This window comes from Porticoccus sp. GXU_MW_L64 (genome assembly GCF_052983295.1).
The window spans coordinates 99270-120265 of record NZ_JBRKJK010000009.1 but is presented as its reverse complement, the minus strand read 5'-3'; the positions used below and the strand labels follow the sequence as shown (position 1 = coordinate 120265).

The window sequence follows — 20996 nt, the reverse complement described above, 5'->3', positions numbered from 1 at the left end:
ACAAGGATGTATTTACAGCGTGTCTGAAAAGGCCTGTGGGCACTGCGCCAGTATACTCGACAAAATTACATTGAAGATCTACTAGGGCGCCTCGGCTACAAACAGGGCTCGCAGTGGAGCGGGGTGGCCTTCTACGGTTTTTTGCGGGTCATCAGGGTCGAGAAAATCCTGTAACGATTCAAAGCGCATCCATTCGCTAGGCCGCTGTTCTTCGGTGGTGGTTGGGCACTGGTCAACCACTCGCACATTTTTAAAACCGCATTTGCCCAGCCAGCTGACCAGTGTGTCCGGCGATGGCAAAAACCAGACATTGGGCATTTTCGCGTAGCGGCCTTCGGGTACCAATACGTAGCCATTCGGACCTTCCACCACCAGGGTTTCCAGTACCAGTTCGCCGCCGGAACGCAGGCAGGCTTTAAGCTCGCGCAAATGATCCATGGGAGAGCGGCGATGGTAGAACACGCCCATGGAAAACAGGGTATCGAAGGCGCGCAGGTTGCCGGGTACCTGTTCAATGCCCACTGGCAGGATATCTGCGGCTATCGGGCCAAGGTATTTTTTCAGGGCGTAAAATTGCAGCACGAAACGGGGGGATGGGTCTATACCAATCACCCGCTGTGCGCCTTCGCCGAGCATGCGCAGACAGTGGTAGCCGTTGCCGCAGCCCACATCCAGTATGGTGCGGTTTTTCAGAGGTGACAGGTGAGGCAGTACCCGGTCCCATTTCCAGTCGCTGCGCCATTCGGTGTCGATGTGAACGCCGAATAATTCAAATGGACCTTTGCGCCAGGGGTGCAATTCCATCAATGCATTGCGCAGTTGCTTCCGGGTGTTGGTGTCGCAGTCTTCAGGGCTACCGATGGTGACTCCGGTTTTCAGCTCAATGGCGCTGGGGTCAATATCGGGCAGTTGTTTCAGTGCTGCCTGCCACTGGGGTAAATCTCCCCAGCGGGATGCACTTAAACCCTGCTCAATTTGTTGCGGCAGCAGTTCCGCCCAGGGTTTGAGCTTGCTTTGGGATATCGCGTTCAGAAGGAGAGAGTAGTCAATCATAGTTTGCTGTGGTGTGTAGGGCGGATTAGCGCAGCGTAATCCGCCGAAAACCATGCACGTGGTGGATTACGCTGCGCTAATCCACCCTACGGCAGGGTGGTTGTTTTACGGCGTCACTTTATGGCAATTATCGACGCAAAATTAAAACACTGGAACCACACGTCGACACTGGAAAACCCCACTTTTTTTAATCGTTGCCGATGGCTTTGCAGGGTTTCCGGCAGCAGTACGTTTTCCAGGGCGGTGCGTTTTTGGCTTACTTCCAGGTCGCTGTAGCCGTTGCCTTTTTTAAAGTTGTGGTGCAGTTGGATCATCAGTTCGTCGTGGGGCCTGTCGTCGAACACCAGTTTTTCCGACAGCACTAATATGCCCCCCGGTTTCAGTCCCTCGGCAATATTTTTCAGCATGGCCTCCCGGTCTGCCAGGGGGATAAATTGCAGGGTGAAATTCAGCACGGCCATGGATGCGTTTTCAATAACAGTATCCTGAATATTGCCCAGCTGCAGTGTGACCGGCACACTGCCGTGGTCGCGGTCGATCCGTTGCTGGCAGCGCTCGATCATGGCCCGGGAATTGTCCACGGCAATAACTTCGCATCCCGGTTGGCTGATACGCTGGCGCATGGACAGGGTGGCGGCCCCCAGTGAACAGCCCAGGTCGTAGCAGCGGCTGTTGGCTTGCACATAGCGCTCTGCCAACGTGCCGATCATGGCGATAATGGATTCGTAGCCGGGTACCGAGCGCTTGATCATATCGGGGAAGACACTGGCTACCCGATCATCAAATGTGAAGCCGGCGATTTCCGCCAGGGGGTTGGCGAATACGTTGTCTGTTTTTGCGTCGGTCATATTGCGTTTTTGTCATCCTGAGCGCAGCGAAGGATCTCTTTGTAGCGTTAAACATCGAGGTCCTTCGCTGCGCTCAGGATGACATAGAAAAAAGTTAAATCATCAAATCCGCCAGCCGTTCGCGCACGTCATCCGGTATCACTTTGGAGCATTGTTCACGGTAGTCAAAGTAAACCATGACTGTGCGCGCTACAGCTGCGAGCTGGTCTTTTTGCCAGGCTTCCTGGTAAACGGTCATGGATTTGGAGCCGATTTTTTCTACACCGGTTTTCAGGGTAACGTCGTCGCCAATGTGCAGTTGGGCTTTTATGTCCAGTTCGATGCGCGCCAGAATCAGCGGCCAGTCGTGGATGGTCATGGCCGGGTGAATGCGGCGGAAGTAGCCTTCACGGGCACCTTCAAACCAGATCGGCAGTGCGGTATTGCCAATATGACCGAGCATGTCGGTTTCCGAAAAGCGGGGGGTGATGGTGGTTGTGTCCATAGTTTTTCTCAAAAGTGTCGTCATTGCGAGGAGCGAAGCGACGCGGCAATCTCGTGACATTGGCAGTGTACTGATGGAGATTGCCGCGTCGCTTCGCTCCTCGCAATGACGGGGGTTACAATGCTATCTGCTCCAGATTCAACTCGCGCAACTGAGCGGCTTTATCCGGGCTGGTAATCACCGCCACGCTGGATTGTTCCTCCACCAGGTAAGTGGCGGCTACTCGTTTCAGGTCGTCCAGGGTGACCTGCAAAATGCGGTTGCGGAATTGCTCGCGTTTTTCCCGGCTGCGACCGTACAGCTCTGCGTGGTAGGTTTGCTTGGCCTCGCCAGCGGGGGAACCGGGTTTGTCGATGGCGGAGATCACTCCCAGCACAGCTTCTTCCAGTTGTTCGTCACTGTGTTGTTCGTTGCTCAGCCAGGCCAGGGAGCCATCGAAGTCGTTCAGGGTGCCCTCAATGCGCGGGTCGCGGTAGGAGAAAAAGCGGAACGCACCGATGTGATTGTCCTGTCCGGCACCGCCGCCGTAGGCGCCGCCCTGTTCGCGAATGGCGCGGTGCAGATAACCGTTGCGCAAAAAGCCCCCCAGTACCGTCAGCGCGGGGGCGTCCGGGTGGTCCATGGCCACTGTGGGGTAAGCTTTGGCGCAAAAGTTTACCTGGGTGCTGGTGGTCCAGCACTGGCGCCGCTGTTCCCGCAGGGCCGGTTGGCCAAAGGGCAGGAAGTCGTGGTTTTCCGGCAGTGCGGAGGCCACTGAAAAATGGCGCTGGCTGGCGGGCAGCTGGTCGCTATCGGCCACCAACAGCAGCTTGCGTTCGGCGCTGAGCATCTGCTGGTGGATGTCCTGCAGCTGTTGCGCCAGTGCCTGCAATTCTTTCTTGGAATTCAGTTTGTCGTCCAGTTGTTTGATCAGCTGAATGCCGCGCATACCGCCCCAGCGGTGGGCCAGTAATGCGCCGGGGCCAATGCCGCTGCTGGCGGCTGTCATGGCCAGTTGGTGGCCGCTGCCGGTTACGCCCATTTCCCGGCGGGCACGGCTTTGGGCCACCAGTTCGCGAATGCGCGGCAGTTCGTCGAAGCGCACCTGGGTAAGAGTGGTGTTCATCAGTTCGGTAATGGCTTGCTGGTTGCTACCCAGTCCTTTGGCACTGAGGGTCAGATAGCCGTTTAATTGCTGAACATCGTCCGGTGTGCCACGGGCGGTCACGTAAGCGCTGATGGAGCCGCACACCTGGGATTGATGCAGTTGGGTTTGCAGGTAATCCCGGTCGCCACAACCCAGCTCGGTAAGGCAGGTGGTGTAGATGGGCAGCAAATCCAGTTGTTCGTCGCTCAGCTGGGGCAGGGGCATCACAATCTGCTGGTACACCAGGCCGTTGGTGCCAGCGGCGTAACTGGTGATGGCGTGGTCGCTGTACTCGGCGCCCACGTAGGCCATGTCTTGGGGGATGTCGTCGCGGCCCACTTTGGGCAGGATGGACGGGTCGTCTACCTGGTGTTGGCGCTCAACCAGGGCTTTAGCCTGTTCGATAACCTGTTGTTTTTGCTCGTCACTGAGGCCGCTTTTGATGGCTTCCAGGCGGGCTGCTTCGGCGGCGTCTTTGCGCTCTGCCAGAGTTTGATCCGGGCGCAGGGTCAGGCGTACCCGGTGGCTATTTTCCAGCAGCAGGTTGCGCGCCAGGTTCTTGATAAAGTCCGGGTCTTTAATGGCATCGCGCAGGTGATTGAGTACCGGATCCAGGTTGAGCAGGGCAATGGGGTCGCCGCGATGGGTGGCGCTGGTCAGCGCAGTAAGTATCAGTTGCAGCCCGTAGGGATAGCTGTCGCCGCCAATTTCCCGCTGTTGCAATTCCAGCTGATGCAGTGAGGCAGACACCTGCTCGTAAGGCACGCCGTTTTGCGCCACGTCTTGCAGCACCTCGAGGATCATCTGTTCCACTGCATCTTGTTTGTCCGGGTCGCTGCCTTCCAACCCGCACACAAAGCAGAGTTCCCGCTGGGAATCGTCCAGCCCACAGAGGGGAGACGGAGCGGTGCCCAGGCTGGAGGTTTCCAGAGCTTTCTGCAGTGGCGAAGCGCTGTTGTCCAGCAGCACACTGCACAGCAGGTTGGCCTCCATACTGGCTTGCAGGTCGGTGGCCTTGCCCAGCAGCCAGCCCAGCACCACATGGGTTTTGTTGTTGGTGGCGCCTTCTTCGGTGAGGGCGTAGGCCTCCTCCACTTGCAGGGGTTGCTGATAGCGTTTTTCGTCGGGCACCGCGATCTGTTCGTTCAGCTTTTCAAAGCGGCTCAGGGCCTGCTGCTGGAATTTTTGCTGGTGCTCTGCCGCGGGAATGTCGCCGAAGGTCATAAAGATGGCGTTGGACGGGTGATAGTGGGTTTTGTAGAAGTCTTTCAGCTGCTGGTAGGTCAGGTCGGGAATGCACTCCGGCTCGCCGCCACTGTTGTGGTGGTAGGTAGTGGTGGGGTACAGATATTTGCACAGGCTGTGCCACAGGGTAGAGGGCACCGAACTCATGGCGCCTTTCATTTCGTTGAACACCACGCCTTTGTACACCAGGGGGGAATCCGGGTTGTCTGGCTCGGCAAACTCCACCCGGTGACCTTCCTGGGCGAAGTCCAGCTCGTCCAGGCGAGAGAAGAACACTGCGTCCAGATACACATCCAGCAGGTTGTTAAAGTCTTTGCGGTTCTGGCTGGCGAACGGGTAGGCGGTCCAGTCGGAACTGGTAAAAGCGTTCATAAAGGTGTTGAGCGAGCGCCGAATCATCATAAAAAACGGGTCCCGCACCGGGTATTTTTCACTGCCACAGAGGGCGGTGTGTTCCAGAATATGAGCCACCCCGGTGGAATCTTCAGGTACCGTGCGCAGGGCCACCAGAAAGACATTTTCGGTGTTGTCGCTATTGAGGTGAATATGCTGGGCGCCGGTGGCTGTGTGGCGGTATTCCTCGATAGTGAGGTTGAGGGATTCAACCGCTTCGCTGCGCAGGAATTCAAAAGCGGGGTCGCACTTGGGGTGGTGGCTCATGTACTGCAATCCTGATGATGGGCAAAAGCGACTATTCTACCTGATGTGGAGGATGGGTCGCACGTCTGGATCGGTTAACCCGCATTTCTCACAAGACGGCGGGAGAGAATTCGCTAAAGACTGACAGAGCAGTGTATTTTGCCTATTTGGTTTTGCAGCGGATCTTGCACTCTGTGCTGCATTTTTCTCCTGCACCCATAGCTACGGCTATGGGTTTAGTCGGAAAATACAGCACAAAGCACAATCTCTCGCCGCAATTCCCAAATCTCTGTGAGAAATACGGGCTAAAATCTGTTGCTCGTTGGTGGCCAGTATGCCCCGAGATTTGTCCAAAAATAACGTTACTTTTATTGTCAATGTACTTATTATTCTCTGCCATTGATGAAGGGCGTTGCTCTGTACGAATCGGGGAATTTTAATCGGCTTTACTTCCAAGGCACTATTGCAACTCAGGGTTGACAGCGCGTTATGGATGTACGTACATTGTCAGCTCTTGTTGAATGGCCACCGGGCAAACGGTGGCAAAGATTGGAATTTGAAATGACCGTAAAACCTGCAGGTTTGCTAATCGTTCTTCTCAGCGTGGTGCTTATTGGGCAACTGCGGGGAAGGTCGTTTATCTAAAGCAACAATCAGGTAAACAGAATCCGAAGCCCCGCAAACACCATGCGGGGCTTTTTTTTGGCAGTTTTATCAATGAGGCGTCTGCTGCAAACCGTGCAGTTCGACAGGCGCCCAACTTAAGGGTGAACACAGTGGATCGATTGTCCGGTGGTGAAATAGTTATCAGGGCGCTGCGCGACAGCGGCGTAAAACAGGTGTGGGGGTACCCCGGTGGTGCCGCCCTTCACATCTACGATGCCATGTTCCAGCAGGAGCAGGTTGAACACATTCTGGTACGCCATGAACAGGCGGCGGTGCACGCCGCCGATGGTTATGCCCGCGCCACCGGCGAGGTGGGTACGGTACTGGTAACCTCCGGGCCCGGCGCCACCAATACCATTACCGGTATTGCCACCGCCTATATGGACTCCATTCCCCTGGTGGTGATTTCCGCCCAGGTGGTGCAGGAAAAAATCGGCGAAGACGCCTTTCAGGAAACCGATATGATCGGCGTTTCCCGCCCGGTGGTGAAGCACAGCTTTCTGGTGAAAAGGCCCGAAGACCTGACGGCCACCATCGCCAAGGCCTACCACATTGCCAAAACCGGTCGCCCCGGTCCGGTGGTGGTGGACATTCCCAAAGACGTGACTCACCCCGGTTACAAAATTTCTTACAGTTACCCGGAACAGGTGGATATTCGCTCTTACCAGCCTCGCAGCAAGGGCCACCCACGCCAGATTCAAAAAGCCATGGCGCTGATTGCCTCGGCCAAAAAGCCCATTATCTACGCCGGTGGCGGTGTGATTCTTGGCGAGGCTCACAAAGAGCTGACCGAACTTGCCCACCTGGTGCAGTGCCCGGTAACCCTGACTCTGATGGGATTGGGAGCCTTCCCCGGCAATGACCCGCAATTCCTTGGTATGTTGGGCATGCACGGCACCGTAGAAGCTAATCTGGCCATGCACGAAGCGGATTTGATTCTGGCAGTGGGCGCGCGCTTTGACGACCGGGTAACCAACGCCTGCGACAAGTTCTGCCCCAATGCGCGCATTATTCACATCGATGTGGACCCAACGTCCATTTCCAAAACCATCAACGCCGACGTGCCCATTGTGGGCGACTGCAAGCTGGTGCTGACGGAAATTGTGCGCCGGGTAAAAATCGACCTGGATGAAAACAACACCGACGAGCGCAAGCGCACCCTGGACGACGAAGCCATTGCTGCGTGGTGGGCGCAGATTGAACAGTGGCGCGAGCAATACGGCATATACCGCCAGCAGCGTTATGCCGCCAGCACGTCGGAAAACATCAAACCCCAGGATGTGATCAAAACTCTGTGTGCGGTCACCAACGGTGACGCCTACGTGTGTTCCGATGTTGGCCAGCACCAGATGTTTGCCGCTCAGTATTATCAGTTCAACCACCCGCGCCGCTGGATCAACTCCGGCGGTCTCGGCACCATGGGCTTTGGCCTGCCTTCCGCCATGGGCGCGAAAATGGCGGACGCGGATGCGGATGTGGCCGTGGTTACCGGCGAAGGCAGTATCCAGATGTGTATTCAGGAGCTGGCCACCTGCACCCAGTACCATTTGCCGGTAAAAATCATCAACCTCAACAACCGCGCTCTGGGCATGGTGCGTCAGTGGCAGGACATGCAATACGCTGGCCGCCACTCATCCAGCACTTACGGTGAATCACTTCCGGATTTTTGCAAACTGGCAGAGGCCTACGGCCATGTGGGAATTAAAGTGACTCGCCTGGAAGATTTGCAACCGGCTCTGGAAAAAGCCTTTGCCATGAAAGACCGCACGGTTTTTGTAGACGTACTGGTGGACCAAAGCGAACACGTGTACCCCATGCAGATTCAGGGGCTGGCCATGTGCGATATGTTAATCAGCAAAACGGAGACCATCTGATGCGCCGTATTCTTTCACTGACCATGGAAAACGAGCCCGGCGCCCTGTCCCGCATTGTGGGGCTGTTCTCCCAGCGCTGGTACAACATCGACAGCATGACCGTGGCCGCCACCGACAACCCGGCCATGTCCAAACTGATTATCACCACCCACGGGGATAACAAGGTGATTGAACAAATCACCAAACAGCTCAACAAGCTGGTGGATGTGTACAAGGTTGTGGATTTGACCGAGCGGGAACACATCGAGCGCGAACTGATGCTGATTAAAGTCAACGCCACCGGCAGCAAGCGGGAAGAAGTGAAGCGCTGCGCCGATATTTTTCGCGGCCATATAGTCAGCGTTACCGCCAATACCTACACCGTACAGGTGGCAGGCGAGACCGGTAAAATTGAAGCCTTTATCGCTGCCATGAAAGACATTGGTGTGGTGGATATTACCCGTTCCGGGGTGGTGGGGTTGCAGCGGGAGTGACGACTTTGGTTTTGTCCTTTCTGTCGTTCTGACGTCCTCTCCGTCACTCTGGCGTCCTCTCCGTCATTCTGAGCGCAGCGAAGAATCTCTGATAAATCTGAGATCCTTCACTGCGTTCAGGATGACAATTGATTATCACCCCACGCACTCCCAAAACGCTGCCACCAGCGGGTTTTTCAGCTTCTTCTCCAGCACGCACAGTCCCACGTCGTAGGGCTCCAGCTCCGGTTGAATATCCAGCACTTGCACCCCCTCGGCGATGGGGCTGTGGTCCAGCACAATCTGCGGCACGATGCCGATGCCCAGCCCCAGGCCGACCATACTGACAATGGCTTCGTTGCCGGTGACCTGGGCGTAGATTTTGGGCTTAACTCCCAGTTGGTGAAACCAGCGATCGATGCGTTTTCTTGCCACACCGCTTTCCGCCAGAATCACTGGCAGGTCTTGCCAGTTTTCCGCACGGTTTTTTCCATTCAAGTTTGCAATATCGAAGCCACCTGTATTCGGTGCGATAAAGCGCAGTGGGGTGGTGGTGATGGTTTTAAAGACCAGGCCGCGCTGTAACCGATCCGGGCGCGCGGCGATGGTGATGTCTTCCTCGCCATCGGTGATGCGCTTGATGGCTTTGTCCGGGTCGCCGGTGTGCAGTTTGAAGTCAATCAGCGGGTACTGCTGGCGGAATGGCGTCAGCAGGTTGTAGAGAATGCTGTAACTGGCGGTGACCGAGCAGTACATGCTGATTTCGCCGCTGAGGGTGTCGTTACCCTCCATCAGATCGTTGCGAATCAGCTCCCAGTGAGACAGGGTTTCCCGGGCGTAGTTGAGAAACTTTTCTCCTTCGGCGGTGAGTTCAACCGTGCGGTTGTCGCGGGTAAACAGAAGAACCCCCAGGTCGTCCTCCAGCTGCTTGATGCTGCGCGACAGCGCCGAGGGGCTTATGTAGCAGTTTTCACTGGCGCGGCCAAAGTGCAGGCACTCTGCCAGGGCGAGAAAATGTTTTAGCGAGCGTGTGTCCAAGGTGCCCTCGGTATTGTCATCCTGAACGCAGTGAAGGATCTCATGCGTATTGATAGTTCGAGATTCTTCGCTACGCTCAGAATGACGATTAATGGAATAGAAGCACTATAATCAGTGTTGCAAAAAATAGCACACAAGATTGCAAATATATCATTTTACGCAATCATCCGCTTGCGCTATTGTGTGCGCCAATCTCAAACACCAACCAAAACGGTATTCGCTATGCAACTCTATTACGACAAAGACTGTGACCTCTCCATCATTCAGGGTAAAAAGGTTTCCATTATTGGCTACGGTTCCCAGGGACACGCCCACGCCTGTAACCTGAAAGATTCCGGTGTCGACGTGACTGTTGGTCTGCGCGCCGGTTCTTCTTCCCGCGCCAAAGCCGAAGCCCACGGCCTGCAAGTGGCCGATGTAGCGGATGCGGTTGCCTCTGCCGACCTGGTGATGATCCTGACTCCCGATGAATTCCAGGGCCAGCTGTACAAAAACGAAGTTGAGCCCAACCTGAAGCAGGGCGCTACTTTGGCGTTTGCTCACGGATTTTCCATTCACTACAACCAGGTAGAGCCCCGCAAAGACCTGGACGTAATTATGGTGGCCCCCAAAGCACCGGGTCACACGGTACGCTCTGAATTTGTTCGTGGCGGCGGTATCCCTGATCTGATCGCCATTTACCAGGACGCCTCCGGCAACGCCAAAAATGTTGCCCTGTCTTACGCCATGGGTGTGGGCGGCGGCCGTACCGGTATTATCGAAACCACCTTTAAAGATGAAACCGAAACCGACCTGTTCGGCGAGCAAGCGGTTCTGTGCGGCGGTGCTGTAGAGCTGGTGAAAATGGGCTTCGAAACCCTCACCGAAGCGGGCTACGCCCCGGAAATGGCCTACTTCGAGTGCCTGCACGAACTCAAGCTGATTGTCGACCTGATGTTCGAAGGCGGTATCGCCAACATGAACTACTCAATCTCCAACAACGCCGAATACGGTGAATACGTGACTGGCCCGCAGGTGATTAACGAAGAATCCCGCTGGGCCATGCGCGAAGCACTGAAGAATATTCAAAACGGTGAATACGCCAAGAAGTTCATCCTGGAAGGTCAGACCAACTACCCGGAAATGACCGCATGGCGCCGCAACAACGCAGCTCACGAAATTGAGCAGGTGGGTGAAAAACTGCGTGCCATGATGCCCTGGATTACTGAAAACAAGATTGTGGATCAGGAAAAGAATTGATCCACGGTCGCACGTCGCACGTCTGACGTCGCATGCTAAAAACAGGCTTGGTGCGATGTGCCAAGCCTGTTTTTTGTTCCTGTCATCCTGAGCGCAGCGAAGGATCTCCTTGCGCCCGAAACCAGGAGATTCTTCGCTGCGCTCAGAATGACACCTGAATCCGTGATTTCAGAGTGGATGCAGAGCGTAAGATATTGGTTTCACAGCGGAATTGAAAAATCTTAGCTTCACCCATCGGTTAAGTGGGTATTTTTCAAACCGCTGTGGAATCAAGAGCTTGCGTTATGCGCCGCTCTGGAGTCACGGATTCAGGTGACATTAAAGCGTGCGACATGCGACGTCAGACGTGCGATCAAACAGGCTATAATCGAAGCCAGATATTCCAGAGTATTACCGAGCCAGAACCGGAGTAAAAACAATGCCCAAATTACGATCCGCCACCACCACCGAAGGCCGCCAAATGGCAGGCGCTCGCGCCTTATGGCGTGCCACAGGCATGGGTGAAGATGATTTCGGTAAGCCCATTATCGCTGTGTGTAACTCATTCACCCAATTTGTACCGGGCCATGTGCATTTGAAAGACATGGGCCAATTGGTGGCCAGAGAAATTGAAGCTGCAGGGGGTGTCGCCAAAGAATTCAACACCATTGCCGTGGATGATGGCATTGCCATGGGTCACGGCGGCATGCTGTATAGCCTGCCGTCCCGCGACCTGATTGCGGATTCCGCCGAATACATGGTCAACGCCCACTGCGCCGATGCCATTGTGTGTATTTCCAACTGCGACAAAATCACCCCGGGAATGTTGATGGCCGCCATGCGCCTGAACGTGCCGGTGATTTTTGTCTCCGGTGGCCCCATGGAGGCCGGTAAAACCAAACTGGCACCGCAAAAAATCGACCTGGTGGACGCCATGGTCGCTGGCGCGCACGACGATGTGAGCGACGAAGAAAGTGAAGCCATCGAGCGCAGCGCCTGCCCAACCTGTGGTTCCTGTTCCGGCATGTTTACCGCCAACTCCATGAACTGCCTCACCGAAGCTCTGGGCCTGTCTCAGCCGGGTAACGGCTCCATGCTGGCCACCCACGCCGACCGTGAGCAACTGTTCCGCAGCGCAGGCCGCCGCATTGTCGAGCTGTGCAAACGCTACTACCGCGACAACGACGATTCAGTATTGCCGCGCAGCATCGCCACCAAAACGGCATTTAACAACGCCATGGTGCTGGATATTGCCATGGGTGGCTCCTCCAATACGGTTCTGCACCTGTTGGCAGCGGCCCAGGAAGCGGAAGTGGACTTCACCATGGCCGACATCGACCGCCTGTCTCGCAAAGTCCCCCACCTCAGTAAAGTCTCCCCCGCCACGCCGCTGTATCACATGGAAGATGTACACCGCGCCGGCGGCATTATGGCGCTGATGGGCGAACTGGATCGCGCTGGCTTGATCGACACCAGCGTGGGTCATGTATCCGGTGAAAACCTGGCAGACGTGATCGACCGCTTCGATATTAAAAGCGCCAATTGTTCTGATGAAACCAAAGAATTTTTCCGCGCCGGCCCCGCCGGTATTCGCACCACCAAAGCCTTCAGCCAGGACACCCGCTGGGAAACCCTGGACGACGACCGCGAAAACGGCTGCATCCGTTCCATCGACAACGCCTACAGCCCGGAAGGGGGGCTGGCGGTATTGTTCGGCAACATCGCCGAAGATGGTTGCATCGTAAAAACCGCCGGGGTGGAGAGAGAGTGTTACCAATTTACTGGCCGCGCACGCATCTTTGAAAGCCAGGATGCGGCGGTGGACGCCATTTTGGGTGACGAAGTTGTGGCGGGCGATGTGGTGGTTATCCGCTACGAAGGCCCCAAAGGTGGCCCCGGCATGCAGGAAATGCTGTACCCCACCACCTACCTGAAATCCAAGGGCCTGGGCACCAAGTGCGCACTGATTACCGATGGCCGCTTCTCCGGTGGTACCTCCGGTTTATCCATCGGCCACGCCTCCCCGGAAGCCGCTTCCGGTGGTGCCATCGGTTTGATTGAAGAAGGCGACAGTATCGAAATTGATATTCCCGCCCGCCGCATTGAACTGATGGTATCCGACGATGAACTGGCACAGCGCCGTTCGGGTATGGACGCCAAAGGCAAAAAAGCCTGGAAGCCAGTCAGCCGCGAACGCTCTGTGTCAGTTGCGCTGAAAAGCTATGCCATGCACGCCACCAGTGCGGATAAGGGTGCGGTGCGTGATTTGAGCATGTTTGAGGATTAAAACACAGGACGCGCTTCGCGCTCACAGGGCGCGGGCGCGACCCGCTTTTGGGCTACAGGTAACAGGTGTTTGCACAATACTTGTCATTCTGAGCGCAGCGAAGAATCCCGCAAGTTTAGTGGTGCCGGCCCAGTGCCCCCACGATACAATTATTCTTTAATTTGGCAAAAAATATCATTTACTTTGGGTAAAAATGTCAATATTATGTATTCCAAATTGAGTTGAAGCAAAGCCATGCAACACAACAACGCAGCACTCAACATCATTATCGCCGCTGAGATCATTACGCAGTCTCGGCGGGATGGTTTACGGTTCGGATAAGGCTCACCTGCCGACGAACAGTAAAACCCCGCTATGATCTAGCGGGGTTTTTTTTCGCGTATAGAACTCTGCGTGCAACAAAACAGGAATTTCTGCATGAGTGAACAAGCTAGCCAGGCCAGCACATCCTTGAGCAGTGATGGCGAATATCAGTCTGCCAGCGAGTATTTGCGCCAGATTCTGCTGGCCCCGGTGGGGGAGGTGGCGGTGGTTACGCCATTGTCCGATATGCCACGCCTGTCCCAGCGTTTGCAAAACACCGTTTCCATAAAGCGCGAAGACCGTCAGCCGGTGCATTCCTACAAGTTGCGCGGTGCCTATAACAAGTTGGTGAATCTGTCTGCACAGCAAAAAGCCGCTGGCGTGGTGGCGGCTTCGGCGGGCAACCACGCTCAGGGGGTGGTGTATTCCGCCACGCGCCTGGGGATTGACGCCACCATTGTGATGCCGGAAACCACTCCCGAGATCAAAGTGGAAGCGGTGCGTGCACTGGGGGGCAATGTGGTATTGCATGGCGCCGCTTTCGATGACGCCGGCGCCGAGGCCCGGCGTTTGTCGGAAGAAAAAGGCTGGACCTTGATCCCACCTTTTGACGACCCCGACGTGATCGCCGGGCAGGGCACGCTGGCAAAAGAACTGCTGCAACAAAACCCGGAACTGGATACGGTGTTTGTGCCGGTGGGCGGCGGTGGTTTGCTGGCGGGTGTGGCGGTGTACCTGAAGCAGATGCGCCCGGATATCAAAATCGTTGGTGTGGAGTCCGATGGCTCCGCTTGCTTTGCGGCGGCGCTGGAAGCGGGCAAGTTGGTGGATCTGGAACACGTAGGTGTGTTCGCCGATGGAGTGGCCGTTAAGCGCATGGGGGAAGAAACCTATCGGCTGGCAAAGGAGTACACCGATGAAGTCATTCAGGTAGATGTGGATCAGCTGTGTGCCGCTATCAAGGATATTTTTGAGGATACCCGCGCCATCGCCGAACCCGCTGGAGCCGTGGCCCTGGCGGGGCTGAAAAAACACCAGCAGATACACGGTTATACGGGGCGCAACCTGGCGGCTATTCTCAGTGGTTCCAACCTGAATTTTCACACCCTGCGTTATATTTCCGAACGCTGCGAGCTGGGCGAACGCCGCGAGGCGTTACTGGCGGTAAAAATCCCCGAGCGCAAAGGCAGCTTTCGCGAGTTTTGCGGTGCCATGGGTGGCCGCGCCATTACCGAATTTAACTACCGTTATGTGCCCGACACCGAGGCCCATATCTTTGTCGGTGTGCAACTGCAAGACGCCGATCGTGAATTACCTGCACTTAAACAGGAGCTGGAATCCCAGGATTACTGGGTAGACGATTACTCCGACAACGAACTGGCCAAGCTCCATGTGCGCTACATGATGGGTGGCTCCCCCAAAGGGCTTGAAAATGAACGTCTGTTCAATTTTGAAGTGCCGGAAACCCCCGGCTCGCTGATGCGCTTTCTGGAGGTGTTAGGGGATAAATGGAACATCTCCCTGTTCCACTTCCGCAACCACGGCGCATCTGTAGGACAGGCCCTGGCGGGAATTGAAGTGCCGGATGCAGAAAAAGGCGAATTTATAGAACACCTGGATCGGTTGGGTTATATCTACACCGACGAGAGTGATAACCCGGCTTATCAGGTGTTTTTGGCCAGTAGAAGATAAGGTTGCACCCGTGCAAATGCCAACACCGACCCTGCCGCAACAACGACAACCAGCACCGCGGTCAGGCTTTTTTCAGCGGTGCGAACTTTATCATCACCACCAATTACCTCACTGTTGATAAGTGTTTCTCCAGCTATCGGTGGTGTTTGAGGGATGACGCTTCTTTTGACGTTATTGTCAGTAAATAATTTTTCAAAACCGTGGAAAGATGTTGGCTTTCTGTTGAAAAAATTAAACGCGATTGCCCTGATGCACCGAGTTGGTGGCTACAGAGACAATTTCGCTGTCTCCGTAGACCACCCTGTCCGCAAACCGCATGATGGCCGTAATGGTCAGATGATCTTCCATCATTAAGCCGTTCATGCCGCTTTCTTCTTACCTATCTGGCGACCTAAAAGTTGTGTTGTACTTCAACGCCAAACTGTCTTCCGACTGACAGCGGAGAGAAAGTCCCACCCAAAGGCACTGGACCCAACAACGAGGGTAGCTGGGTATCGCCACCAAACTGGACATCATCGGTCAGGTTCTTGCCATAAAGACTGATCGCTAATCTGCCCTCATTGAGTTCCAGCGTAAGATCAGTATCCACACGGTCAGCGCTATTCAGGACACCGTTGTTGTTATCCGTAAAGAACGATCGATCACGATAGGCATAGCTGGCATTAAAAATCGCATCACCACCAAGCATTTGCCATGAATAAATCAACCCAAAATTAGCGGTGAACGGGGCCAGCCTTGGAATCTCAAGGCCTAGATCAGTCCCGTCAATCAGGCCGTCCCCACTGATGTCAGAAAAAATTTCTGTGTAGTCGCCATCCAGATAACCAAAACCGCCCGTTAGCACCAGGTTCTCAGAGACCGGTATCGTGGCATCTACTTCAATACCAAAAATTTCGGCATCTGCAGTATTGCTAATAACCTGTACCACACCGGCTCCTCCGTCGGGCACGTTGGTTTCCCTTTGCAGGTCATCGAGGAAGTTAAAAAACACCGCCGCATTCAAGCGCGCACCAGCGACCGGTTCAGATTTAAAGCCGATCTCAAAAGAATCTATGCGCTCGTCATCAAAAGGGCCCGGGGGTACAGCAGTAATCGTATTGCGGAAGTTAAAGCCGCCAGCACGGAAGGATCTGGCCCAATGCCCATAAAAACGAAGACTGTCGCTGAATTCGTATCCCAACCCAACTTTTGGAGACAGGTTAGAAGTATTAAAGCTATCAATAAAATCTGGCACACAGGCTGTCGTAGACCGCGGATCACCCGGAACAACAAAGCAGGGCGCATTAACATTTAGCGCAAGAGACGAAATCTCCACGTCTTTTTGCTCATCACTCCAACGCAAACCCGCATTTATCGACCAGGCGTCCGTCAGTTGATATTCGCCACTGACAAACACACCAAAGGTGCTCTGATCCAGCACACCGCCACCGTCCTGGGTTAACGCGCCGCCCAACAGGTCTCGCGCCTCGCCGTAAAGGAGGTCTTGCTCGAAGTAGAATAATCCTGCGGTTAACTCGAATTTCTCGTCCAGGAATCGACCGTTGTAGCGCAGCTCGTTAGAAATCTGGTCTTGAGTGGTATTTAAATCCCCGTGAAAAAGAAACGCCGGTGTCGAATCAATATCAGTTCGCGCGAACTGGGAAAACTCACGATAGCCAAAGATATTGGTAATGGTTCCGTCGCCAAACGCAACATCAATATCCAGCTTGGCGGACACAAAGTCCCATTCCGCCCTGTTAAACCCACGCTCATCGATAGAAAAATCGAAGCTATTACGGCTAAAGTTAACAATTTGGCCGTCGACACCTGAACCGTTGGTATGCGATTGACCTGCCGGCCCTTGACCATCCTGGTCACCGTGTTCGTACTTAACTAACAAGCTTACGTTATCAGACGGCGTATACTTTAAAGCACCTCTAACAACGGTTGTTTCGGATTCACCAAAATCCTCTCTTGTCGAATCGCCCGGAGTTGCACCGGGAACGATATTCTCAAACCAGCCATCATCATTATTGTAATAGACAGAAAGTTTTCCGGTTAGCAGACCTTCGGCAATAGGCCCAGAGACAATACCTTGTGTGGTATAATTAGCACCCGTCCCCCGCAGTCCCGACTCGAGCCCGACTTTTACTTTAGCAGTGAATTCATCAGTCGGATCAGTCGTATTCAATACGACCGCCCCGCCAGTAACATTCCTTCCAAACAAAACGCCCTGCGGACCACGTAACGTTTCAACTGAGGCCAAATCAAAGGTGTCGAAAATAACACCAAAATTAACGCCCAGAAAAACACCATCAACGAAGGTCCCTACAGTTGGATCAATGGAGGGAATCGAGGAATTCGTTCCCAATCCACGTATGGAGAAATTAGCCACGCCTTTTACGGTACCAATATCATCCAGCGCGACGTTGGGAATTTTGAAACTCAAACTTGAGATATCCTGGATATTTAGCGCATCCAGTTGCTGCTCCCCAAAAGCGACCACAGAAAGCTTTGCATCCTGGATATTTTCACCATTAGCCTTCTTTGTCGCGGTGACAACCACCTCCTCGAGAGTCAAGGCACGAACCGCACTGGATTTGCCTTCCTCCTCGCTCGCCGACGCAGTTTGCGCAGACGAAAATGTAGCTTGCGCAGCCAATAACGCCAAAAAAAATCTGTTTCTTTTAGAATTGGTCAACATTATCCTCTCCAAATATGAGTTTGATTAGAGGGCACTTCTAAAAATGCACTATTTCCGCGATAGCGGCGTTGGCGTCGTACTCGAGTCCTCATGTATCCCATATACACTGCGGGTCTGCGTGCGCCGCCGCCTTGCTCTCACGGAAATATCGCTATTTTTAGAAGCGCCCTAGAGCTATTTCCAGCTCTGTGACACATACTACACAATACAAAAAGTACAAAAAAACCAATCCTGTGCAGAGGTTGCATTCGGCCAATTTAATATGCAATCCGGTCTACCTGTCTTTGCATAGGTGAACCTTCGTCGTTTTTGCAGCTCATACCTTGTGTCAGGTAATCAAGAAAGGTTATTCTGCACACATCGAATCAATTTCGGCCACCTTACAACACTACATTGACAAAACCAACTGTGACTCTAAAACCTGAAGACGGGCGCGTTCCAACCTATTCTTTCCCATTGATTCTGGCTTGCGCCAGGGAGCTGGGAATTACCGCTGAGCAGGCGCTGGAAGGCACCGGAATCAACAGCGAAGAAGTCAACACCAAGCTGTTGTTTGTTACCTTTCGGCAGGCGTTTCGACTGGTAAGTAATCTGGTAAAGCTTTCACCCAGGCCAGATATTGGGCTGTACATCGGTCAAAAATATCTGATCGCTGCGTACGGCAACCTGGGTTATGCCATGATGAGCTGCTCCACCTGGTCGCAAGCCATAGAAACCGGCATCAAGTATCACAAGTGCTCCAGTAGCCTCCTGTTTATGAATTTGGTGAACAATCCCTCCAACGATGAAATGACTCTGGTCACTTACCCCCCTTACCCTGTGGGTAATTTGCTGCCTTTTTTGGTGGAAAAACTCTATGCCGGCTGTATTGCTGTTTCCGAGGCCTTGCTTGGTCAGACGGCCTACCCGAAAAGACTGGAATTCGCTTATCCAGCCCCCAGCTATGTGGACAAATACGAGGCGGCTTTCGGAGTGCCTCTGTTGTTTGACCAGCCGAAAAATCAGATGATTTATGATCGCAAGGCCATGTCATTACCGCTCAACACGGCGAACCCCATATACGCAAAAATGGGTGAGGAATTGTGCAAAAATTTTCTGGCAAAGCACTTTCTTGGCGATACTCTGAGCAGCAAAGTTTCCAATATTTTGATGAAAAATCATGGCCGTTTCCCCAATATGACGGTACTGGCGAATCATCTGGATATCAGTGAGCGAACCCTGCGCCGCAAACTGATGGAGGAAGGTACCAGCTACCAGGAGATCGTGGACCAGGTGAGGGCGCGCATCGCCACAGAATATTTGCAGGAATCCAGCTTGAGCATCGAGCGAATTTCAGAGCTTGTCGGCTACACCGAGGCCACCAATTTTCGGCGCGCATTCAAGAAGTGGACCGGAAATCCGCCCAGTTTCTATCGCAATTAGGCTGGGTAAAATTTGTACTGAAAGGCGTATGGACTCAGGCACTCGTGAGCTGCAGGCCGTAAAGAATCATCGAGCTCGATAACAACCACCTGACCATGGGTTTTGGAAGTTGCCACGCTCAGCGTAAAGCAATCGTCAGAAAAACCCTCCTGGTCAGATAATTCGGCTCGTATCACTCGCTCGATCGCATCCATACGCAGGTCGGGTTTGAATATTTTACCCACCGCTGTGACCGGCAACGCATCGAGGATGAACACTTCCTTGGGAACGGCGGCGCGTTCGTGAATGTGCTGGGCTGCGAATTCCAGCAGCTCCTGCTCGCACGCTTGCGCACTGCTGGCGAGCTGAACATAGGCTACCGGAACTTCACCAACGCGCACATCGGGCTTGCCAACAGCGGCCACTGCGGTCACTCCAGGGTGTTTGTGGAGTGCCTCTTCAATGATTTGCGGGTCGATATTGTGACCGCCGCGAATGATCAGGTCTTTGCTGCGCCCGGTCAGCCACAGGTAGCCATCTTCATCCAGGCGCCCCATATCCCCGCTGAGAAACCAGCCGTCTTCCAGCCACAAGCCTTGATTATGCTCTGGTTGCGTGTAGCCACTGAAGACCGTGGGGCCTTTGATGCAAATACAGCCGGTTTCATCAGTGTCGCAATCTCTCAGGAAGTTGCCGGCATTGTCCAGTATCACCGTGCGTAGCTGCATATAAGGCAAGCGCCCGCCCACGGAACCTGTGCGGCGTTCACCGTAACGCGGGTTGACGGTACTGGCACAGCAGCCCTCTGTCTGACCGTAGCCTTCTATCAAAACCAGGCCTGTACGTGCCTCGAAACTGGATGCCAGTTCTACCGAAAGCGGCGCCGCACCACAGACACAAAACAGCAAGGAGTCGAGATTAAATGGCTTGCTGTCTGTTTCCAGCAAAGCACTCAATATGGTGGGAACCGCACTGAAGTAACTGACCTGGTATTTATCTACCAGGGCCCAGAAATCCCTGATCAGCGCCTGACTCCGATAGCCATTGACCCCTGCCAGCAACACCTCAACACCTGCCAGCCAGGGGGCCAGGCCGGTCACAAATATGGCGTTTACATGAAACATGGGCAGGCCGCACAGGGCCACCATGTCCGACGATAAATCGTTGACAACGATTATCTGCCAGGCCATGGCAATTTCATTGTGATGGGTGTGCGGCACCAGTTTCGGTGCTCCCGTTGTACCGCCGGTGTGAAAGTAGGAAGCAATATCCTGCGGTGAAATAACGCGCTGGCTATCCAGTTGCTGATCGTTAAAGCCTGCCACAAAATCGTCAAAATCCAGCACCTGACAGTTGCCAAGCGGGTTGAGGTGTTCCCTGTGGTTGGTCGTCGCTACCTGTGCGTCCTCTGTGGATAGCAGGGGTGTTATATCCACCGCCAGAATGGTCTTCAGCCCGGGTACCTTGTTTGCTACCTGGACGGTCTTGTCCCAGATATCTGAACCGGGAAAGGGGGCTAAAGTGATCAATACACTGGCCTTGGTTTCGGCCATGATTGAAGCAATGTATTCCGCATTCAGGAGCGGATTGATGGGGTTAATAATGCCCGCAGCTTCGCCGCCCCAAAGTGCAAAATGGGTTTGCGGCAGATTGGGCAGCAGCATTGACACCGCGTTGTCTTTTTTTACGCCCAGATGGTTCAAGGCGTTCGCCACCTGAGTAATGCGGGCAAACAGCTCGCGAAACGAATATCTGACGGCCTTTTCCTGTGCAGAGCCCTCCGGCAAAAAACTTAACGCCGTTTTATCGGCAAATGCTTCGGCGCTTGCACGTAACAGCTCGTAGGTGGAATGGGGGAGATCGCGCTCGTCAAAGGGGGTTTTTTCCAGCTCACAAACATCGCTGGGTTTTGTGAACCGAAACGCAGTTGCTGAGTTCATATGTGTTTTTAGTATCCTCAATACGTCCGTTCAGTCAGAGCGACAGT

The 20996-nt window shown here is 54.1% G+C and carries 14 protein-coding genes; 6 read left to right on the top strand and 8 right to left on the bottom strand.

Annotated features, from left to right (window positions below; genetic code table 11):
• Positions 1–81 precede the first annotated feature (81 nt).
• From cmoB to ACVBEJ_RS09125, 4 genes are all read right to left on the bottom strand, one after another.
• Entirely contained in the window at positions 82–1053 is a 972-nt protein-coding gene (gene cmoB / locus ACVBEJ_RS09140) for a tRNA 5-methoxyuridine(34)/uridine 5-oxyacetic acid(34) synthase CmoB (protein ID WP_447129324.1), read from the bottom strand.
• A gap of 113 nt (positions 1054–1166) precedes the next feature.
• Complete coding sequence (cmoA, locus tag ACVBEJ_RS09135; protein WP_447129323.1) at positions 1167–1901, bottom strand: carboxy-S-adenosyl-L-methionine synthase CmoA; 735 nt, start codon at positions 1899–1901, stop codon at positions 1167–1169.
• 94 nt (positions 1902–1995) lie between these two features.
• A complete protein-coding gene (locus ACVBEJ_RS09130) occupies positions 1996–2385 on the bottom strand; it encodes an acyl-CoA thioesterase (protein WP_447129322.1) in 390 nt (129 codons plus the stop codon).
• Positions 2386–2500: 115 nt separating this feature from the next.
• Positions 2501–5416, bottom strand: a complete 2916-nt coding sequence (locus ACVBEJ_RS09125; RefSeq protein WP_447129321.1) for an insulinase family protein — start codon at positions 5414–5416, stop codon at positions 2501–2503.
• A 755-nt stretch (positions 5417–6171) separates the two neighbouring features.
• Here ACVBEJ_RS09125 and ACVBEJ_RS09120 point away from each other — a divergent pair.
• Together ACVBEJ_RS09120 and ilvN are read left to right on the top strand one after the other, a co-directional pair.
• Positions 6172–7935 carry an acetolactate synthase 3 large subunit gene (locus ACVBEJ_RS09120; RefSeq protein ID WP_447129320.1) on the top strand — a complete coding sequence of 588 codons (1764 nt, stop codon included), beginning with the start codon at positions 6172–6174 and terminating at the stop codon, positions 7933–7935.
• Positions 7935–8408, top strand: a complete 474-nt coding sequence (gene ilvN / locus ACVBEJ_RS09115) for an acetolactate synthase small subunit (protein WP_447129319.1) — start codon at positions 7935–7937, stop codon at positions 8406–8408. Before ACVBEJ_RS09120 ends, ilvN begins: the two co-directional genes overlap by 1 nt.
• A 135-nt stretch (positions 8409–8543) precedes the next feature.
• On the opposite strand, the gene ilvY is transcribed toward ilvN, so the two are convergent.
• Positions 8544–9425, bottom strand: a complete 882-nt coding sequence (gene ilvY, locus ACVBEJ_RS09110) for an HTH-type transcriptional activator IlvY (protein WP_447129318.1) — start codon at positions 9423–9425, stop codon at positions 8544–8546.
• A 222-nt stretch (positions 9426–9647) separates the two neighbouring features.
• Between ilvY and ilvC the strand changes: the two genes are divergently transcribed.
• The 3 genes from ilvC to ilvA all read left to right on the top strand — a co-directional run bounded on the left by ilvC (position 9648) and on the right by ilvA (position 14925).
• Positions 9648–10664 carry a ketol-acid reductoisomerase gene (gene ilvC / locus ACVBEJ_RS09105; protein WP_447129317.1) on the top strand — a complete coding sequence of 339 codons (1017 nt, stop codon included), beginning with the start codon at positions 9648–9650 and terminating at the stop codon, positions 10662–10664.
• A gap of 418 nt (positions 10665–11082) precedes the next feature.
• Positions 11083–12930, top strand: a complete 1848-nt coding sequence (gene ilvD, locus ACVBEJ_RS09100) for a dihydroxy-acid dehydratase (RefSeq protein WP_447129316.1) — start codon at positions 11083–11085, stop codon at positions 12928–12930.
• 417 nt (positions 12931–13347) lie between these two features.
• Positions 13348–14925, top strand: a complete 1578-nt coding sequence (ilvA, locus tag ACVBEJ_RS09095) for a threonine ammonia-lyase, biosynthetic (RefSeq protein WP_447129315.1) — start codon at positions 13348–13350, stop codon at positions 14923–14925.
• Positions 14926–15156: 231 nt separating this feature from the next.
• Here the strand turns inward: ilvA and ACVBEJ_RS09090 are convergent, their stop codons facing one another.
• Positions 15157–15288: a hypothetical protein gene (locus ACVBEJ_RS09090; protein WP_447129314.1), complete on the bottom strand. Its 132-nt coding sequence runs from the start codon at positions 15286–15288 to the stop codon at positions 15157–15159.
• A gap of 28 nt (positions 15289–15316) precedes the next feature.
• The gene (locus tag ACVBEJ_RS09085; RefSeq protein ID WP_447129313.1) at positions 15317–17608 is read right to left on the bottom strand and encodes a TonB-dependent receptor; all 2292 of its coding nucleotides are present in this window, start codon (positions 17606–17608) and stop codon (positions 15317–15319) included.
• Positions 17609–18016: 408 nt separating this feature from the next.
• Between ACVBEJ_RS09085 and ACVBEJ_RS09080 the strand changes: the two genes are divergently transcribed.
• On the top strand, positions 18017–19030 hold the full coding sequence (locus tag ACVBEJ_RS09080) for an AraC family transcriptional regulator (RefSeq protein WP_447129312.1): 1014 nt from the start codon (positions 18017–18019) through the stop codon (positions 19028–19030).
• Here the strand turns inward: ACVBEJ_RS09080 and ACVBEJ_RS09075 are convergent.
• Entirely contained in the window at positions 19027–20949 is a 1923-nt protein-coding gene (locus tag ACVBEJ_RS09075; RefSeq protein WP_447129311.1) for an acyl-CoA synthetase, read from the bottom strand. The two genes, ACVBEJ_RS09080 and ACVBEJ_RS09075, sit on opposite strands and share 4 nt — an antisense overlap.
• Positions 20950–20996: the final 47 nt, after the last annotated feature.